We start from the raw sequence: 18,548 nt of genomic DNA on the forward strand, positions 1-18,548 counted from the left end.
TCCGCGTCAGAACTCGCCGCGGAACCAGGTCTTGAGTTTCTTGAACATGCTTCCGGCGCGCCCGGTCGGTAGCGACGGCCGCCGCGGGTGCTCGATCTGGCTGCCCATCAGCAGCAGGCCCACGCCGGTGGCATGCACGGGGTTGCCCACCACTTCGCCCAGGCCGGTAACGTGCTGCGGGATGCCCACGCGCACCGGCATCTGCAGCATTTCCTCGGCCAGCTCGACCACGCCTTCCATCTTCGAGGCACCACCGGTCAGCACCATGCCGGCGCGCACCAGTTCCTCGAAGCCGGAGCGGCGCAGTTCGGCCTGCACCATCTCGAAGATTTCCTCGTAACGGCCCTGCACCGCCTGCGCCAGCGAATGACGCGGCATGCGGCGCGGCGGACGGTCGCCCACCGACGGCACCTGGATGCTTTCCTCGGCGGTGGCCAGCTGGGCCAGGGCGCAGGCGTAGCGCACCTTGATCTGCTCGGCTTCCGGGGTGGGCGTGCGCAGCATGTGCGCGATGTCATTGGTGACGTGGTCGCCGGCGATCGGCAGCGAAGCCGTGTGGCAGATCGCGCCCTGCACGAACACCGCGATGTCGGTGGTGCCGGCGCCCATGTCGACCAGCACCACGCCCAGCTCGCGTTCGTCGGCGGTCAGCACCGCAACGCTGGAGGCCAGCGAGGACAGCACCAGGTCATCCACCTGCAGGCCGCAGCGCTGCACGCACTTGCTGATGTTGGCCGCGGCCGACTGTGCGCACACCACCAGGTGCGCATGCACCTCCAGGCGCACGCCGGTCATGCCGACCGGGTTGCGGATGCCTTCCTGCGAATCGTCCAGCACGTACTCGCGCGGGATCGCGTGCAGGATCTTCTGGTCGGCCGGAATCGCCACCGCCTTGGCCGCATCGAGCACGCGATCCAGGTCGCCCCAGGTCACTTCCCCGTCGCGGATCGGCACGATGCCCGGCGAGTTCTTGCACTGCACGTGGTTTCCGGAGATCGAGGCGTACACCGATCGGATCTCGCAGCCGGCCATCAGCTCGGCTTCTTCCACCGCGCGCTGGATCGACTGCACGGTCGATTCGATGTCCACCACCACGCCGCGCTTCAAACCGCGCGACTCGTGCGAGCCGATGCCGATCACTTCGATCGGGTTGCCCGGCGAATACTCGCCCACCAGCGCCACCACCTTGGAGGTGCCGATGTCCAGGCCAACGATCAGCGATTTGTCACCCTTGCGATTCATGTCCTTTCCTGCGTGCTTCTGGCCGGGGTCGCCGGCGCTTTCGCCGGCGTGGCCGGGGTACCCCAGCTCAGCGTGAAACCATTGGTGTAACGGAGGTCGGCGCGCTCGATCGGCGCGTCCTGACGGTTGAGCTGCGGCAGTACCTTGACGAAGCGCTGCATGCGCGAGCGCGCGTCGTCGCGGCCGACCACCACTTCGGTGCCGTTGCTCAGCACCAGCGACCAGCTGCCGCGTGCATCCATCGTCACCCGGCGCACATCGACGCCGGCCGGTGCGAACAATGCACGCGAGTCGCTGTACAGCTTCATCACTTCCTCGGTCTGGCTGTCCGGGCCATCCAGTTCGGGCAGCGCAAGGTCGGCCAGCTTCTTCGGCGTGGGGAACAGCTTGCCCTGCTCGGAAACCAGGCGGTCGTTGCCCCAGCGCGCGAACGGCTTGTGCTCGACCAGGGTTACTTCCAGCACGTCCGGCCACTGCTTGCGTACCCGTGCGCTTTCCACCCACGGCAGCTTTTCCAGTGCGTCCTGGGCATCCTGCAGCTTGACCGCGAAGAACCCGGCGCGCGCATACGGCAGCAGCACCTGCTGCAGCTGTTCGGCCGGTACCCGCTTGAACTCGCCATGCACGCGCAGCTTCGCCAGCGGCCAGCGCTCGGCGCCGACCCAGCCATTGACCACGGCCACCACCGGCAGTGCAACCACCGACAGCGCCAACAGCCAGACGAAGATGCGCAGCACCGCGTTCATGCGTGCGAGGCCTCCAGGGTCTGTTCCAGCACACGCCACACCAGCTCTTCGAAGCTGATGCCGGCCTGGCCTGCGGCCTTGGGCACCAGCGAATGGCTGGTCATGCCCGGCGCGGTGTTCACTTCCAGCAGGAAGAAGCGGCCGCTGCTGCGGTCGCGCATCACGTCCACGCGGCCCCAGCCACGGCAGCCAGCAGCGCGGAACGCGGCCAGCGCGATGCGGCGGATTTCCTCTTCGTCGCCACCGTCCAGGCCCGGGCACAGGTACTGGGTGTCCTCGGCGATGTACTTGGCGTTGTAGTCGTACCACTGGCCCTTGGGCACGATGCGGATCGACGGCAGCGCGACGTCGCCGAGAATGGCCACGGTCAGTTCGTCGCCGACCACCATCTGCTCCATGAGCAGCTGGCCGTCGTAGCGCGCAGCCAGGGCCACGGCCTCATCCAGGCCGGCGTCGTCGGTGACCCGGCTGATGCCCACGCTGGAGCCTTCGTTGGCCGGCTTCACCACCACCGGCAGGCCCAGCTCGGCCGCCAGTGCATGCACGTTCGATGCGTCGACCTTGCGGTATTGCGGGGTCGGCAGGCCCAGCGACAACCACACCTGCTTGGTACGGATCTTGTCCATGCTCAGCGCAGAGCCCAGCACGTCCGAGCCGGTGTACGGCACGCCGAAGGCGTCCATCAGGCCCTGCACGATGCCGTCCTCACCACCACCGTTGTGGCCGTGCAGGATGTTGAACACACGGTCGATGCCGCCGGCAGCCAGCGCCTTGGCCAGCGCCGGAATGCCGTCCACCGCGAACGCATCGACACCGCGCGACTGCAGTGCTTCCAGTACGTTGCGGCCGGAATCCAGCGACACCTCGCGTTCGCTGGAAGTGCCGCCGAGCAGCACGGCGACGCGACCGAATACAGCCGGGTCGCTCACGCGCAGCGGCGGGAAGGTCAGCGCGCTCACGCCTCGCCCTCCCCCTTGAAGCCTTCCACCGCGATGTGGGTAGCCACGGCGCCGATGTCGCCCGCCCCCATCATCAGCAGCAGGTCACCGTCCTGCAGCACGTCCGGCAGCACGCTGGCCAGCTCGGCGGCCTTGCCAACCACCACCGGTTCGCTGCGGCCGCGCGCGCGGATGGCGCGGGCCAGCGCATGCGAGTCGGCACCGGCAATCGGTTCCTCGCCAGCCGGGTAGACCTCGCTCAGCACCAGCGCATCGACGCTGGACAGCACTGCGGCGAACTTGTCGAACTGGTCGCGGGTTCGGCTGTAGCGGTGCGGCTGGAAGGCCACCACCAGGCGCTTGTCGGCCCAGCCACCACGGGCGGCGGCGAACACGGCTTCCAGCTCGCTCGGGTGATGACCGTAGTCATCGATGATGCGCACCTTGGCGCCACTGGCGGTGGTCACTTCGCCCAGATCGTTGAAGCGACGGCCGACACCGGCGAAGCCTTCCAGCGCACGCGCGATGGCGTCCGGGGCCACGCCCAGCTGCCAGCCCACTGCGGCGGCGGCCAGTGCGTTGAGTACGTTGTGCCTGCCCGGCAGTGCCAGTACCACTTCCTGGCTGGTGCCCTGCGGCAGGCGCAGGGTGAAGCGCATGCGCGACCCTTCCTGCACCACGTTCTCGGCGCGCACATCGGCCTGCGGGCTCATGCCGTAGCTCATCACGTGGCGCGGGGTCCTGGCGGCCAGCGCAGCCACTTCCGGGTCGTCGATGCACAGCACCGCCAGGCCATAGAACGGCAGGCGCTGCAGGAACTCGGCAAACGCCGCCTGCACGCGGGCAAAGTCGTTGCCGTAGTTCTCCAGATGATCGGCATCGATGTTCGTGATGATCGACATCAGCGGGTTCAGGCGCAGGAAGCTGCCATCGCTTTCGTCAGCCTCGGCCACCAGCCACTGGCCACCGCCCAGCTTGGCGTTGGCGCCGGCGGCCAGCAGCTGGCCACCGATCACGAACGTCGGGTCCAGGCCGCCTTCGCTCAGCACCGCAGCGGTGAGGCTGGTGGTGGTGGTCTTGCCATGGGTACCGGCCACGGCGATGCCGCGACGGAAGCGCATCAGCTCGGCCAGCATGGCCGCACGCGGCATGATCGGAATGCGCTGGCTGCGCGCTTCCATCAGTTCCGGGTTGTCTTCGCGGATGGCGCTGGAGACCACCACGCAGTCGGTGCCCAGCACGTTGGCCGCCGAGTGGCCGCGCATGATGCGCGCACCCAGGCTGGCCAGGCGGCGGGTCGCCACGTTGTCGGCGTTGTCCGAGCCGGACACTTCATAGCCCAGCGTCAGCATCACTTCGGCGATACCGCTCATGCCGGTGCCGCCGATGCCGACGAAATGCACGCGCGGGAACGCGCGCACCAGGTCGTTGGTGTCGTGCAGGCGGCGGATCATGCGCGGCCTCGCGCAGGGCAGGCGCGGTGGCATGCCTTCTTCATACAGCTTCCTCGAGAATGATATCGGCGATGCGCTCGGCGGCATCGACCTTGGCCAGGGCACGCGCGGCTTGCGCCATCTGCATGCGGCGGGCGGGATTTTCGGACAGATCGCGCAGCAGTGCGGCAATGCCGTCGGCCAGCGTTCCGTCCTGCTTCAGCAAAACCGCCGCGCCGCGCTCGACCAGGTACTCCGCATTGCGGGTCTGGTGATCGTCGACGGCAGCGGGGAATGGCACCAGCACACTGCCGACACCGACCGCGCACAGCTCGGCCAGCGTGGACGCGCCGGAGCGGCATACGACCAGATCGGCCCAGGCAAACGCCTCGGCCATGTCGGCGATGAACGGGGTGATCTCCGCCTGCACGCCGGCCTTGGCATACGCCTCGACCGCTTCGGCATGCATCTTCTCGCCGCTCTGGTGGCGCACCTGCACCGGAACCCCGGCACCGAGCGCAGCGATCGCCTGCGGCACGCCGGTATTGAGCGCGCGTGCACCCTGGCTGCCGCCCACCACCAGCACGCGCAGCGGACCCTGGCGGTCGGCGAAGCGCTGTTCCGGCGGTGCGATGGCGGCGATCTCCGCACGCACCGGGTTGCCGACAAACTCCTCGCCCTTGGCGAAGGTGCCCGGGAACCCGGTCAGCAGACGGCGTGCATAGCGCGACAGGATGCGATTGGTCAGGCCCGGTGCGCGGTTCTGCTCATGCACGATCAGCGGCAGGCCATGCAGGCGCGTGGCCATGCCGCCGGGACCGGAGGCGAATCCACCGAAGGCCACCACCGCACGCGGCTGGCGCTTTCGGATGATCATGCCGGCCGCGCGCAACGCGCGCATCAGCCGCCACGGCGCGCCCAGCAGGGCCAGCTTGCCCTTGCCGCGCAGGCCGGTGATGGCCAGCGTGTCGATCGGAATGTCGTGCTGCGGCACCAGACGGGTTTCCATCGCACCGTCGGCGCCCATCCAGGTGACCGGCACGCCGCGCGCGCGCAGCACGCGGGCCACGGCCAGGCCGGGGAAGATGTGACCGCCGGTACCACCGGCCAGGATCATCACCGGGCGCACGTTGTCGGTGGCTGTGCTCATGACAGCCTCCCGAAGGTCGGTTCGATGCGCGACTGCAGGCGGCTGGTGCCACGCGCAGCGTTCGCTGCAGCGGCAGCCACCGGCTCGGCGCTCATCGGTACGCTGGCGGCCACCGGCGCGGCCGGCTCGTCGCTCGGCTCGGCAGCGGCGTCTTCGGTGCCGCCGATGCGCACGGCCTGGCGGCGCTCGGCGCGCTTGAGTTCATAGGACACGCGCAGCAGCAGGCCCATCGCCACGCAGGTCATCAGCACCGACGAGCCGCCGGAAGAGATCAGCGGCAGGGTCAGGCCCTTGGTCGGCAGGATGCCCAGGTTCACGCCGATCGAAACGAAGGTCTGCATGCTGATCCACAGGCCGATGCCGAAGGCGATGTAGCCGGAGAAGTGCCGCTTCATCTCCACGCAGCGCATGCCCAGCCAGAAGGTCCGGCCGACCAGCAGCGCGTACAGGGCCACGATCACGCAGGTGCCCAGGAAGCCGAATTCCTCGGCGGTGACCGAGAAGATGAAGTCGGTATGCGCTTCGGGCAGGTAGTACAGCTTCTGCACCGAGTTGCCCAGGCCGACGCCGGTCCACTCGCCACGGCCCACCGCCATCAGCGCGTTGGACAGCTGGTAGCCGTCGCCCTGCTGGTCGGCCCATGGGTCCAGGAAGGACGTGATGCGGCGCATGCGGTACGGCTCGATGATCGCCAGTGCGCTCATGCCGACCAGGCCGATGATCACCGGCATCGACATGCGCGGCATGTTCACCCCGCCCAGCACCAGCATGCCGGCGGTGATCGCCAGCAGCAGGGTGGACGAGCCGAAGTCCGGCTGCAGCAGCAGCAGCACCACCAGCGCCCCGGCCACGCCCAGCGGCTTGAGCATCGCCGGCCAGGTCGCGTTGACCTCGTCGCGGAAACGCACCAGGTAGCTGGACAGCCAGACGATGTAGAGCACTTTCACCGCTTCGACCGTCTGGAACTTGGAGATGCCCAGGTTGATCCAGCGGCGCGCACCGTTGACCGTGCTGCCCAGGCCCGGTGCGAACACCGCCAGCAGCAGCACGAAGCAGCCCAGCAGCAGCATCTGGTTGTACTGCTCGATGGACTTCAGTTCAGTGCGGGCGGCGATGACCGCCAGCACGATACCCACCGCCAGGAAGATCAGGTGGCGGTTGAGGTAGTAGAACGGACTGCTCATCAAGGCGATCGAGCTGGACGCCACCATCACTACGCCCACGCCGGTGAGCGCGATGATCGCGCCCAGCAGCCACTTGTCGTAGCTGCCTTCGATGGCTTCAAGGCGTGTTGCCTGGCGGGACAGGTCGTTCATCTCAGCGCACCTTCAACGTGGCCAGGCCGATCAGCACGAGCACGACGGAGATGATCCAGAAGCGCACGATCACGCGCGGCTCGGGCCAGCCCTTCAGTTCGAAATGGTGGTGGATCGGCGCCATGCGGAACACGCGCTTGCCGGTCAGCTTGAACGAGGCCACCTGGATCATCACCGACAGTGTTTCGATGACGAATACGCCGCCCATGATCACCAGCACCAGTTCCTGGCGGGTGATCACCGCGATCGTGCCCAGCACCGCGCCCAGCGCCAGCGCGCCGATGTCGCCCATGAAGACCATGGCCGGATAGGTGTTGAACCACAGGAAGCCGAGGCCCGCACCGGCGATGGCCGCGCAGATGATGACCAGCTCGCCGGCGCCTGGAATCTGCGGAATCTGCAGGTAGTTGGCGAACACCACGTTGCCCGAGGCATACGCGAACACGCCCAGCGCGCAGGCCACCAGCACGGTGGGCATGATGGCCAGGCCGTCCAGGCCGTCGGTCAGGTTCACCGCGTTGGAGAAGCCGACGATCCAGAAGTAGGCGATGGCCACGAAGCCGATGCCGGCCAGCGGCAACGCCACCGACTTGAACATCGGGATGTAGAAGGTCAGCGCCGCCGGCACGTCGGCCGTGTAGAACAGGAACAGGCCAGCAGCCAGTCCGAAGATCGACTGCAGCAGGTATTTCCAGCGCGACTTCAGGCCGTTCGGGTCGCGGCGGACGATCTTGATCCAGTCGTCATACCAGCCGATGGCGCCGAAGCACAGCATCACCGCCAGCACCAGCCACACGTAGCGGTTGCGCAGGTCGGCCCACATCAGCACCGACAGGGTGATGGTGAGCAGGATCAGCGAACCGCCCATGGTCGGCGTGCCGGCCTTGGAGAAATGGGTCTGCGGACCGTCCTTGCGGATCGGCTGGCCGCCCTTGAACTGGGCAAGCTTGCGGATCATCGCCGGGCCAAGCCACAGCGACAGGAACAGGGCCGTCAGCGCGGCAAGGATGGCGCGGAACGTCTGGTAGTTGAACAGCCCGAACAGGCTCTCCAACTGCTGCAACCATCGAGCCAGTTCATACAACATGCGGGGATTCCTCTCCTTGCGCCAGCAGCGCTTTGACGATCAGGTCCATGGCACTGCCACGGGAACCCTTGACCAGGCAGCGCACACCAGCGTGCAACTCGTCCTGCAGCGCCTGTGACAGCGCACCATGGGTATCGAAATGGCGTCCACCTTCACCGAAGGCGGCCGCAGCGGCGGCACTGAGCGGACCCAGTGCATACAGCCGCTTCAGGCCGGCGGCGCGTGCACGGATGCCGGCCTGCGCATGCAGGGCCTCGCCGTCCGGACCCAGCTCGCGCATGTCGCCCAGCACCAGCCAGCCCTCTTCCGGCGCGGCGGCCAGGGCGTCGATGGCCGCAGCCAGCGAACCGGGGTTGGCGTTGTAGCTGTCGTCCACCAGCACCGCGCCATTGCGCAGCTGATGGGCAATCTGGCGGCCCGGCACCGGCTGCGCTTCGGCCAGGCCGGTCGCGATCAGCGCCAGGTCGACACCGGCGGCCAGCGCCAGGCTGGCGGCGGCCAGCGCATTGCTGACGTTGTGGCGCCCCGGCAGGCCGAGCACCACGCGGGCTTCGCCGCTCGGTGCGACCAGGGTGAACTGGCTGCCCTGCGCGCCGGCGCGGATGTCGCGCGCGGTCACCTCGGCGGTATGTTCCAGGCCGTAGCGCAGCACGCGGCAACGCGGCGGGGTGCCGACGAAGTGCTGTTCGAACCAGCGGCCGTAGGCATCGTCCACATTGATCACCGCCACGCCATCGGCCGGCAGCGCTGCATAGATCGCGCCCTTGGTCACCGCCACGCCGAGCAGGCTGCCCATGCGTTCCAGGTGCGCCGGGGCAATGTTGTTGACCAGCGCATAGCGCGGGCGGGCGATGTCGGTCAGATAGGCGATATCGCCCGGCTTGCCGGCGCCCATCTCGTAGACGGCGTAGTCGGCATCTTCCGGCGCATCGATCACCGCCAGCGGCAGGCCGATCTCGTTGTTGCGGTTGCCCGGGTTGGCGTAGACCACCTTGTGGGCGTGCTGTGCCACCTGCTGCAGGATCGACAGCAGCAGGCTCTTCACGCTGGTCTTGCCGTTGCTGCCGGTGATCGCGAACACCTCGGTGCCGCGGTCGCGCTGCATGCCGGTGGCGATCTTCGCCAGTGCCAGTTCGCTGTCGGCCACCAGCACCTGTGGCAGTTCGATCGGCAGCAGGCGCTCGACCAGCAGTGCGCTGGCACCGCGCGCCTGCGCGTCGGCGGCAAAGTCATGGCCGTCGAAACGCTCGCCGCGCAGCGCCACATACAGGCTGCCCGGGCCGAGGCTGCGGGTGTCATTGCTGACCGCATCGATGGCCACGTCGTCGCCGTGGATCTCACCGCCGGCCCAGTGTGCGATCAGCGAAAGCAGGGTGCGCTTCATGCGGTGCCCTCCCCGGCCTGCGCCTCTAGTACACCGGCCTTGGCCGCCAGTGCAGCGGCGGCCACTTCGGTGTCGTCGAAGTCATGGCGCACGCCATTCACTTCCTGGTACGGCTCGTGGCCCTTGCCAGCGATCAGGATGATGTCACCGGCACCGGCACGCTTCACCGCCAGGCCGATCGCACGGGCGCGGCTACGCTGCACGGTCACGACGGAGGCATCGGTGAAGCCGGCCAGGATGTCGGCCACGATCACGTCGCCATCCTCGCCACGCGGGTTGTCGTCGGTGACGATGACCTGGTTGGCCAGACGCTCGGCGATGGCGGCCATCTGCGGGCGCTTGCCGGTATCACGCTCGCCGCCGCAACCGAACACGCAGAACAGCGTGCCCTGCAGGTGACCATGCAGGCTGTCCAGCGCCTGTTCCAGCGCATCCGGGGTGTGTGCGTAGTCGACCACCACGGTCGGCAGGCCGCCTTCGCCGCCCAGGCGGTTCATGCGGCCACGGATCGGCTGCAGCGCCGACAGTACTTCGGCGATGCGCGGCAGCGGCTGGCCCTGCGCGTGCAGGGTGCCGGCCACCGCCAGCAGGTTGTCCACGTTGAAGCGGCCCAGCAGCGGCGACTGCACCGCCGCGCGCTGGCCGTCGATGACCAGTTCGAAGGCAATGCCACGGCCATCCAGCTGCAGCGCCTCGGCGCGCACGCTGGCGTCGGTGGCACCGCGCGAGCTCAGGCCGATCGGCTGCACGCCCGCCGGCAGGCCGGCGAACAGCTGGCGGCCGAACGCGTCGTCCAGATTGATCACCGCGGCCTTCAGGCCCGGACGGTGGAACAGCCGCGCCTTGGCCGCGCCGTAGCTGGCCATGTCGCCGTGGTAGTCCAGATGGTCGCGGGTGAGATTGGTGAACACCGCCACGTCGTAGTGCACGGCATCCACGCGACCCTGGTCCAGCGCATGCGAGCTGACTTCCATCGCCACCGCGCGCGCACCGGCGTCGCGCAGCTGCGCCAGCAGCGCATGCATCTGCAGCACCAGCGGCGTGGTGAAGCCGGTCGGTTCGACCGCACCATAAAGTCCGGCGCCCAGCGTGCCGATACTGCCACTGGGCATACCGAGCAGGTGCCAGGCCTGGGCCAGCAGCTGCACGGTGGAGGTCTTGCCGTTGGTGCCGGTGACACCGACCATCGCCATCGCCCGCGACGGCGCGCCATGGAACTGGTCGGCCATCGCACCCATGCGTGCGCGCAGACCCTGCACAGCGATCGCATCGGCCGGTGCCGGCAGTTCGGCGGGCGCCGGCGGTTCAAACAGGATGACGCTGGCACCGGCGGCGCGGGCCTGCTCGACAAAGCCCAGGCCATGCGCGCCGAAACCGGCGATGGCGACGAAGGCATTGCCGGGACGCACGGCGCGGCTGTCCAGCACCAGGCCGGTCAGAACGGGGTCGTGCCCTGCAAGGGCAACGTCCGGAAGCAACTGCGAAAGCAACATCGAAGGACTCATTGCGTGCCTCCCGTAGTGGGCGGCGTCTGGGCGTGCGCGCTCGGCAGCGCAGCATCGAATTCAGCGGCGGCATCCACCGGCAGCGCGGTCTCGGCCGGAGGCGCAGGCAGGATCGAGGCCGAGTGGCCGACCTTGCCGGACTGCTGTGCGGCCAGCCACGACTGCAGGTCGTCCAATGGCACGTCCATCAGGCGCAGGGTGCCTTCCATCACGTTGTGATAGACCGGCGCCGACACCAGGCCGCCGTAGAACTTGCCGGCCTGCGGATCGTTGATGACGATGACGGTGGCGAAGCGCGGGTTGGTGGCGGGCACCACGCCGGCGAACAGCGCGTTGTAATGACCCCGCTCGTAACCACCCGGACCGGCCTTGCGCGCGGTACCGGTCTTGCCGGCCACGCGGTAGCCCAGCACCGCCGCCTGCTTGGCGCCGCCCTGGGTGACCACGGTTTCCATCATCGCCACCACCTGCCTGGCGACGTTTTCGTCGATGATCTGCTGGCCTTCATTGCGCTGGCCCTTGACGAAGGTCGGCGCGATCAGACGACCGCCGTTGGCCAGTGCCGAATAGGCGGTAGCGATCTGCAGCGGCGTCACGTTCAGGCCGTAGCCGTAGGACATCGTGGTCTTGGTGGTACCCGACCAGCGCGCCGGGCGCAGCACCACGCCGCCGGATTCACCGGGGAAACCGCTGTGCGGTACCGAGCCATAACCAAAGCGGCGCACGCCGTCGTAGAACACCTGGTCCGGCATCTTCGCCGCGACCTTGGCCGCACCCACGTTCGAACTGCGGGTGATCACGCCGGTCACGTTCAGCACGCCGTTGTTGCGCGGCACGTCACGGATGGTGAAGCGACCCAGGGTCATGTAGCCCGGATTGGTGTCGATGATGGTGTCCTTGGTCACCGCACCGGCCTGCAGCGCGGTAGCGATGGTCAACGGCTTCATCGTCGAACCCGGCTCGACCAGATCGGTCACCGCACGGTTGCGGCGCGCATCGGGCAGCGCGCCGGTCAGCGAATTCGGGTTGTAGGTCGGCAGGTTGACCATGGCCAGGATCTCGCCGGTGGTCACGTCCATGATCACCATCGAACCGCCCGCTGCCTTGTTGGCCACCAGCGCGTTGCGCAGTTCCTTGAACGCCAGGTACTGGATGCGGCGATCGATGCTGAGGGTCAGGTCCTTGCCCGGCTCGGCGGCGCGCAGCAGATCGCTCTCGACGGTCTCGCCCTTGCGGTTGCGGATCACCCGCTTCGCGCCGGCCTTGCCGCGCAGCCATTCGTCGAACGCCAGCTCCAGGCCTTCCTGGCCGCGGTCGTCGATGTTGGTGAAGCCCAGCACGTGCGCCATCGCCTCACCCTGCGGGTAGAAGCGGCGGAACTCGCGCTGCGCGGCCACGCCCGGAATCTTCAGCGCGACCACCTTCTCTGCCTCGTCCGGATTGATCCGGCGACGCAGGTACATGAATTCCTTGTCCGACTTCTGCGACAGGCGGCTGCTCAGCTCGTCCACCGACATGCCGACCGCCTGGGCCAGCTCCGGGATGCGCTCGGGCGAACGCAGCAGGTCCTGCGGGTTGACCCAGATCGAGGCGACCGGCGTGGACACCGCCAGCGGCTCGCCGTTGCGGTCGGTGATCATGCCGCGCGAGGTCTTGATCGGCAGCTCGCGCAGGTAGCGGGCCTCGCCCTGGCGCTGGTAGAAGTCGCTGTTGATGATCTGCACGTAGGCGGCGCGGCCGACCAGCGACACCGAACACAGGCCGAGCGCCAGCGCGACCCAGCGCAGGCGCTGGCGCAGGTTGAAGGCGTTGCGCGGGCGGTTGCGGCCAGTCTTGCTCATGGCCGCACCACCACGATGTCCCCGGCTTCGGGGAACTTCATGCCGAGCTTTTCGCGGGCGATGCGATCGACACGGTTGGCTTCGGCCAGGGTCGCCTGCTCCAGCTGCAGGCGGCCGAATTCGAGGTTGATGTCATCGCGCTTGCGTTCGGCGCGCGACAGCTCGATGAACGTCTGCCGGTGACGGTGACGCACGAACACGACGCCGATCGCCGAGGCCACGGTCGAGGCCAACAGGATGATCAGCAGCAGCCGGCTCATGCGTCGGCCTCCCGCTTCTGCGCCACGCGCAGCACGGCGCTGCGCGCACGCGGGTTGGCGGCCAGTTCCTCGTCGGTCGCCTTGATGGCACCGCCGATCAGGTCCAGCGTCGGCACGAACGCCACCGCCTCAGGCAGGCGGCGGTTGGCCGGCGGCGCCTTGGCCAGGCGGTTCATGTACTGCTTGACGATGCGGTCTTCCAGCGAATGGAAGCTGATCACCGCCAGCCGGCCACCGGGCTTGAGCCGTTCCACGGCCGCATCGAGCCCGGCTTCCAGATCGGCCAGCTCGCGGTTGATGTGGATGCGGATGGCCTGGAAGCTGCGCGTGGCCGGGTGGATCTTGTCTTTCCCACGCGGCATCACCGAGGCGATCAGCTCGGCCAGTTCGGCGGTGCGGGAGAAGGGCTGCTTCTCACGGCGGGCCACGATGGCACGGGCGATGCGGCGGCTCTGGCGTTCTTCGCCATAGGTCCACAGCACGTCGGCAATTTCGCGCTCTTCCACGCGGTTGATCCACTGCGCGGCGCTTTCACCGCTGTCCGGGTCCATGCGCATGTCCAGCGGGCCGTCCTTGCCGAAGCTGAAGCCACGTTCGGCCACGTCCAGCTGCGGCGACGACACGCCCAGGTCGAACAGCACGCCGTCCAGGCCTTCGGCCGTCGCATCCCACTGCAGCAGCTGGGCGAAGCTGCCACGGAAGATGGACACGCGCGGGTCCGGCGCGAAATCGCGCTCGGCAACGGCGATGGCTTCCGGATCCTTGTCCATGACCAGCAGGCGCCCCTCGGGACCGAGCTGGGTGAGCACGCCACGTGCATGACCGCCACGACCGAACGTGCCATCCAGATAACGTCCGTTTTCGATCACCCTCAGGCCTTCAAGGACCTGGGTGTACAGGACCGGCAGGTGCACCGCCGGCGACTGCGACACCGGAAGGTGACCGGTCTGCGCTTCTGGGCGCATCCGGGCACCCCGGCTCACAACTTCAGGTCGAGCAACCCATCACCCAGATCCTCGTCAGACAACGTCTGCTGGATCAGGGCCCGATGCGCCTGCTCGCTCCACAATTCGAACTTGTCGCCCATACCGAGCAATACCGCCTTCTTCTCAATGCCCACCGCACCGCGGTGGCTGGCGGGGATGCTGATGCGACCGTTGCCGTCCAGTTCCAGATGGGCGGCCGAGCCGACCAGCTTCTGCTGCAACAGGCGCACGACGCGCTGGGTGTTGGGCTTGGACATGACGTCGTCGCGGACCCGCTCCCATTCCGACTCTGCATACAGCCACAGGCAGCCGGCTTCGAACGGGTTGTAGGTCAGCACGAGACGGTTGTTGCTGGCGCGCGCGACGAGGTCGCGGTAAGCGGTGGGAACCGCCATGCGCCCTTTATCGTCAACTGTGATGGCCGTCTCGCCCTGGAACACGACGCGTGCACCTATCCTTCGCCCGGTGAAACATTGAACCACGAAAACCCACAAAACACCCGGATTTCCCTCTGATGCCCACCTTAGCAGCGGCCGAAGGGTTGTCAACAACTTTTCAGCGGGGAAATCGCCAGCCGCATCAATGGCTTGCAACAACCTTTAGAGAATTGTTCAAGGCTTATCCACAAGTTGCTGATCCGTCTCAATTTTTGAGATTGAACGGAAGTTCAGGGCTGTGGACAAGGCGTGAAACATTGCCCGCGCATTCATCCGGAACCGGCCGGAAACGCCGCCGGACTGCGCAAACGATGCACAATGAGGCCATGTGCCTGCTCGCTCTTGGCTGGATGCACCACCCGCGCTGGCGGCTGGTGATGACCGGCAACCGTGATGAGTTCCACGCCCGCCCGACCGCGGCGCTGGCCCCCTGGCAGGATGAGACCTCCGTCATCGGAGGGCGCGACCTGCGCTCCGGCGGTGGCTGGGCCGGCGTCGGCGCCGGCGGCCGCACGGCCGTGGTCACCAATGTCCGTGATCCGCTGGCCGCACAGACCGGCCCGTCCCGGGGTGCACTGGTGGCCGACTTCCTGCGCGGCCGCGACTCCGCCGCCGTGCATATCGACCGGCTGGCCACCGTGGCGGGCGCGTATGCACCCTTCAACCTGCTGCTGGCCGATGGCGACAGCCTGGAGTACCTCGGCAACCACCCCGCCGAGCGCCAGAGCCTGGGCCCGGGCGTGCATGGCATGTCCAACGGCGCGCTAGACGCGCCCTGGCCGAAGACCCGACGGCTGATGGACGCGCTGTCTGCGTGGCTGCAGGCCGGCGATGAGGACCTGGCCCCGCTCTGGGCCGCGCTGGCCGACGAACATCGCCCCGCCGACAGCGACCTGCCCGACACCGGCATCGGCCTGGAACGCGAGCGCTGGCTGAGCCCGGCCTTCATCCGCGGCGACGATTACGGCACCCGCGCCAGCACCGTGCTGCTGATCGACGCCGGTGGCCACGGCGAGATCCACGAGCGCCGCTTCGGCCCGCAGGGTGCAGCCAACGGGCAGAGTCACGTCATTTTCTGACCGGCTCGTGCCGGCCGCCGGCCGGCATCTCTTTCCAGCAGGGTAGTGCCGGCCGCTGGCCGGCAACCTCCGGATCTTCGGGCAGGCCACGCAGCTGCCGGCCAGCGGCCGGCACTACCCGCTCCAGGACTGCCAACGGCGTCATTCAGCTTCCCGGCGCAGCGGCTTCTCGCCCGCGCCACAGGGCCTGCGCCGCTGCGGTCGTCCCACTGTGCCCTTTTTGCGTCTCGCACTGTGTCTATAAATGCCGCCCGCAACCTCCCAAGGTGGTCATGCCCGGCGCCATGCCGCGCGATCCACATCCACATGGAGGCCCCATGCGCCGTACCCTCATCCTGCTCGCCACCCACCTGCTCACCCTCGGCCTCGGCTTCGGCCTGGGCGTGTACTTCCTCCCGATCCTGATCGCTCCTGATGATCCGCCGGTGGCACAGGTGCAGGCTGCCATGAGCGACGCCACTCATCACACCACGTTCCGCCGTGACCTCAAGGGCAGCGACGCGGTGCACTGGGCCGAAGGCAAGGTCAGCGTCAGCGCGCGCCAGGTGGCCTTCGAAGGCAAGATGGGGCCGGGGCCGGACTACAAGGTCTACCTGGTCCGCGACTTTGTCGACAACAAGGCCGATTTCCTGAAGATCAAGGCGCAGGCCCAGCGCATCGGCGAGGTGAAGACCTTCAACCGCTTCCTGGTGGAGGTGCCTGCGAACGTGGACGTGGACGACTACACCACCGTGGTGGTGTGGTGTGAACGGTTCGAGCAGTTCATCTCCGCCGGGCAATACCGTACGCCGGGTTGAGGACCGCGCGACGTCGAGGTAGTGCCGGCCGCTGGCCGGTATTCTGTCCGCCGCTGCTGGCAGCGTGAAGCTGCCGGCCAGCGGCCGGCACTACCGATGCGCGGTTCACGCATATGGAAACACGCATGTAGAAGACAGAAGAAAGAGGCGGAGCCGGCCGATAAGCCGGGTTCTGTCGTGGACAGTCATTCCTCTAGGCGTTACGTCACCGCAACGCTCAAGCAACCTACCCGGATCCAACGCGGGCCGCGCCAAAGGATCCCTATTTGGTCTTGCTCCAGGTGGGGTTTGCCGTGCCGGTCTGTTGCCAGACTCGCGGTGCGCTCTTACCGCACCATTTCACCCTTACCGGCCTTCCGAAGAAGACGTAGGCGGTGTCTTTCTGTTGCACTTTCCGTCGGCTTGCGCCGCCCAGGCGTTACCTGGCACCTTGCCCTATGGAGCCCGGACTTTCCTCGGCACCCCCGAAGGGATGACGCGACTGTCTGGCCGGCTCCGCCAGCGCACATTCTAGCCTACGCACGCCCTTCCTGCCGTGCTGATCGCGGCATCCGGTTCATCCATCCACGCATGACGTGGATCTACCGATTCGCCGGACAGGGCCCGGCGAAACTCATACCGCTCCGGTGGATGCGGATTCCGCTCTGGTGGGTGCGGACCTTGGTCCGCACCATTCACGCTTCGTAGCCGACAATGTTCCTTTTTGTCGGTTGATATTAAAAACACCCGACGTTATGGAACAATGCCGTCATGGGAAACGCCGAGGCCAACGCACGAAAGCTGTTGCGACGCGCAGGCACCCTGCGCGCCCGCGAGCTGGTGACCGCCGGGATCGCCCGCGCCCAGCTGACCCGACTGGTCGAGGCCGGTGCGCTGATCCGGCTGTCTCGTGGCGTCTACGCGTTGGCGGAAAGAAACAGTGACGACACCGATGATGGACTGCGGATCATTGCCGAACGCCTGCCGCACCCCCGTCTGTGCCTGTTGAGTGCCCTGCGCCTGCATGGCCTGACCACCCAGGCGCCATTCGAACGCTGGGTCTCCATCGGCAACAGCGACCGCGTTCCGCGGATCGATTGGCCGCCCCTCCGAGTGGTCCGCATGTCGGCAAAGACCCTCAACGCGGGGCTGGAAGAGCGTCGCGTAGGCAAACGTCTCATATACGTCAGCAATGTAGCCAAAACCGTCGTCGATTGCTTCAAGTTCCGCAATCTCGTAGGACTTGATGTCGCAATTGAAGCCCTGCGTGACGCGCTTCACAGCCGTGCGACCACGCCGGATGCGCTGATGGAGTATGCGCGGATCTGCCGCGTTGCCAGACTGATGAGACCGTACCTCGATGCCCTGGCGTGACCCACTCTCCACCACTCCCCCAGCGCGTTGCTTCCATCCGGCAACGGCTGCTCGATCTCGCTCGCAGCCGAGGCGAGGACTTTCAGTTCGTGCTGGACCGGTTCGCCGTTGAGCGCCTGCTCTACCGACTCTCCGCTTCCCGATACCGCGACCAGTTCCTGCTGAAGGGCGCCATGTTGTTTGCAGTGTGGTTCGACGCCCCCCACCGTCCCACGCGGGATGCCGATTTTCTGCGATTCGGCTCTGCAGATCCCGACCATCTGCTGCACATCGCACGGTCGCTCTGTGCAATACCGGACGACGACGGCCTATGCTTCGACCCGGGCAGCATCGCCATCGAGGCCACCCGCGAAGAAGCGGAGTATGAGGGGTTGCGAATCCGCCTGACCGCACATCTTGGCCGCTCGCGCTGCCACGTACAGTGGGACGTGGGGTTTGGCGATGCGGTGACTCCCCCACCGCCGGAAATCGCCTACCCGGTGATGCTGGATGGCTTTCCTCTCCCCTGCCTGCACGTCTATCCGCGCGAGACCGTGTTTGCCGAAAAGCTGGAGGCCATTGCGGCACTGGGCATCGCAAACAGCAGGATGAAGGACTTCTTCGACTTGCTGGCACTGGTCCGCGAAGACGCCATGGATCGTCCACACCTTGTTGCGGCCATTGGCGCGACGTTTGATCGGCGAAGGACCCCGGCGCCGCCCCCCTTGCCCTACGGACTGACTCAGTCGTTCGCCGCAGATACCCAGAAGCAGACCCAGTGGCGCGCCTTCCTGCGCAGGAATCGCCTGATCGCGCCGGATCTCTCTTCGGTGATTGCCGAGATTGCCGACTATCTGGACACCCTCGACACAACCGTACAGTCCTGACGTCGCAGGGCCTGGCGCCATCGGTTCCGCCCGGGTAGGTGCAGCCCCTGGCGCGGCCCATCCATCCACGCATGGCGTGGATCTACTGATTCCGCTGCTCTGGTGGGTGCGGATTCCGCTTTGGTGGG

The 18,548-nt window shown here is 67.3% G+C and carries 16 protein-coding genes, 1 other RNA gene and 1 pseudogene; 4 read left to right on the forward strand and 14 right to left on the reverse strand.

Annotated elements, in window-relative coordinates; all coding sequences use genetic code 11:
• Nucleotides 1-6 precede the first annotated feature (6 nt).
• From ftsA to mraZ, 13 genes and pseudogenes are all read right to left on the reverse strand, one after another.
• The gene (ftsA, locus tag AC5P9F_RS15260) at nucleotides 7-1,242 is read right to left on the reverse strand and encodes a cell division protein FtsA (protein WP_005408083.1); all 1,236 of its coding nucleotides are present in this window, start codon (nucleotides 1,240-1,242) and stop codon (nucleotides 7-9) included.
• Nucleotides 1,243-1,310: 68 nt separating this feature from the next.
• Nucleotides 1,311-1,988 (reverse strand): annotated as a pseudogene (locus tag AC5P9F_RS15265) (cell division protein FtsQ/DivIB); the annotation flags it as partial.
• Nucleotides 1,985-2,947, reverse strand: coding sequence for a D-alanine--D-alanine ligase (locus tag AC5P9F_RS15270; protein WP_111188855.1), 963 nt, complete (start codon nucleotides 2,945-2,947; stop codon nucleotides 1,985-1,987). The gene AC5P9F_RS15270 and the pseudogene AC5P9F_RS15265, both read right to left, overlap by 4 nt.
• Nucleotides 2,944-4,380, reverse strand: a complete 1,437-nt coding sequence (gene murC / locus AC5P9F_RS15275) for a UDP-N-acetylmuramate--L-alanine ligase (RefSeq protein ID WP_005408080.1) — start codon at nucleotides 4,378-4,380, stop codon at nucleotides 2,944-2,946. Before murC ends, AC5P9F_RS15270 begins: the two co-directional genes overlap by 4 nt.
• A 40-nt stretch (nucleotides 4,381-4,420) precedes the next feature.
• Nucleotides 4,421-5,509, reverse strand: a complete 1,089-nt coding sequence (gene murG / locus AC5P9F_RS15280) for an undecaprenyldiphospho-muramoylpentapeptide beta-N-acetylglucosaminyltransferase (RefSeq protein WP_111188856.1) — start codon at nucleotides 5,507-5,509, stop codon at nucleotides 4,421-4,423.
• Complete coding sequence (ftsW, locus tag AC5P9F_RS15285) at nucleotides 5,506-6,825, reverse strand: putative lipid II flippase FtsW (RefSeq protein ID WP_005408078.1); 1,320 nt, start codon at nucleotides 6,823-6,825, stop codon at nucleotides 5,506-5,508. The genes murG and ftsW overlap by 4 nt, the downstream gene beginning before the upstream one ends.
• A 1-nt stretch (nucleotide 6,826) precedes the next feature.
• On the reverse strand, nucleotides 6,827-7,912 hold the full coding sequence (gene mraY / locus AC5P9F_RS15290; RefSeq protein ID WP_004154219.1) for a phospho-N-acetylmuramoyl-pentapeptide-transferase: 1,086 nt from the start codon (nucleotides 7,910-7,912) through the stop codon (nucleotides 6,827-6,829).
• Nucleotides 7,902-9,296: a UDP-N-acetylmuramoyl-tripeptide--D-alanyl-D-alanine ligase gene (locus tag AC5P9F_RS15295; protein WP_005408077.1), complete on the reverse strand. Its 1,395-nt coding sequence runs from the start codon at nucleotides 9,294-9,296 to the stop codon at nucleotides 7,902-7,904. The genes mraY and AC5P9F_RS15295 overlap by 11 nt, the downstream gene beginning before the upstream one ends.
• On the reverse strand, nucleotides 9,293-10,801 hold the full coding sequence (locus AC5P9F_RS15300; protein WP_065183601.1) for a UDP-N-acetylmuramoyl-L-alanyl-D-glutamate--2,6-diaminopimelate ligase: 1,509 nt from the start codon (nucleotides 10,799-10,801) through the stop codon (nucleotides 9,293-9,295). The genes AC5P9F_RS15295 and AC5P9F_RS15300 overlap by 4 nt, the downstream gene beginning before the upstream one ends.
• The gene (locus AC5P9F_RS15305; RefSeq protein WP_049451412.1) at nucleotides 10,798-12,642 is read right to left on the reverse strand and encodes a peptidoglycan D,D-transpeptidase FtsI family protein; all 1,845 of its coding nucleotides are present in this window, start codon (nucleotides 12,640-12,642) and stop codon (nucleotides 10,798-10,800) included. Before AC5P9F_RS15305 ends, AC5P9F_RS15300 begins: the two co-directional genes overlap by 4 nt.
• Nucleotides 12,639-12,902 (reverse strand): cell division protein FtsL, encoded by a 264-nt coding sequence (gene ftsL / locus AC5P9F_RS15310; protein ID WP_005408074.1) that lies wholly within the window; start codon nucleotides 12,900-12,902, stop codon nucleotides 12,639-12,641. The genes AC5P9F_RS15305 and ftsL overlap by 4 nt, the downstream gene beginning before the upstream one ends.
• Nucleotides 12,899-13,867 carry a 16S rRNA (cytosine(1402)-N(4))-methyltransferase RsmH gene (gene rsmH, locus AC5P9F_RS15315; protein ID WP_012479154.1) on the reverse strand — a complete coding sequence of 323 codons (969 nt, stop codon included), beginning with the start codon at nucleotides 13,865-13,867 and terminating at the stop codon, nucleotides 12,899-12,901. The genes ftsL and rsmH overlap by 4 nt, the downstream gene beginning before the upstream one ends.
• Before the next feature lie 14 nt (nucleotides 13,868-13,881).
• Entirely contained in the window at nucleotides 13,882-14,328 is a 447-nt protein-coding gene (gene mraZ / locus AC5P9F_RS15320; protein WP_004143635.1) for a division/cell wall cluster transcriptional repressor MraZ, read from the reverse strand.
• A gap of 323 nt (nucleotides 14,329-14,651) precedes the next feature.
• Here mraZ and AC5P9F_RS15325 point away from each other — a divergent pair, with 323 nt between their 5' ends.
• Together AC5P9F_RS15325 and AC5P9F_RS15330 are read left to right on the forward strand one after the other, a co-directional pair.
• On the forward strand, nucleotides 14,652-15,404 hold the full coding sequence (locus AC5P9F_RS15325) for an NRDE family protein (protein WP_274850047.1): 753 nt from the start codon (nucleotides 14,652-14,654) through the stop codon (nucleotides 15,402-15,404).
• A 317-nt stretch (nucleotides 15,405-15,721) separates the two neighbouring features.
• On the forward strand, nucleotides 15,722-16,201 hold the full coding sequence (locus tag AC5P9F_RS15330) for a DM13 domain-containing protein (protein ID WP_100438877.1): 480 nt from the start codon (nucleotides 15,722-15,724) through the stop codon (nucleotides 16,199-16,201).
• A 145-nt stretch (nucleotides 16,202-16,346) separates the two neighbouring features.
• Here the strand turns inward: AC5P9F_RS15330 and rnpB are convergent.
• An RNA gene (gene rnpB / locus AC5P9F_RS15335) (RNase P RNA component class A) lies at nucleotides 16,347-16,698 on the reverse strand.
• Nucleotides 16,699-16,951: 253 nt separating this feature from the next.
• On the opposite strand from rnpB, the gene AC5P9F_RS15340 reads away from it, so the two are divergent.
• Nucleotides 16,952-17,554 carry a type IV toxin-antitoxin system AbiEi family antitoxin domain-containing protein gene (locus AC5P9F_RS15340; protein WP_032966430.1) on the forward strand — a complete coding sequence of 201 codons (603 nt, stop codon included), beginning with the start codon at nucleotides 16,952-16,954 and terminating at the stop codon, nucleotides 17,552-17,554.
• Nucleotides 17,551-18,420 (forward strand): nucleotidyl transferase AbiEii/AbiGii toxin family protein, encoded by an 870-nt coding sequence (locus AC5P9F_RS15345; protein WP_157803285.1) that lies wholly within the window; start codon nucleotides 17,551-17,553, stop codon nucleotides 18,418-18,420. Before AC5P9F_RS15340 ends, AC5P9F_RS15345 begins: the two co-directional genes overlap by 4 nt.
• Nucleotides 18,421-18,548 lie beyond the last annotated feature (128 nt).

Source organism: Stenotrophomonas sp. YJH_SMC_4 (assembly GCF_059371575.1).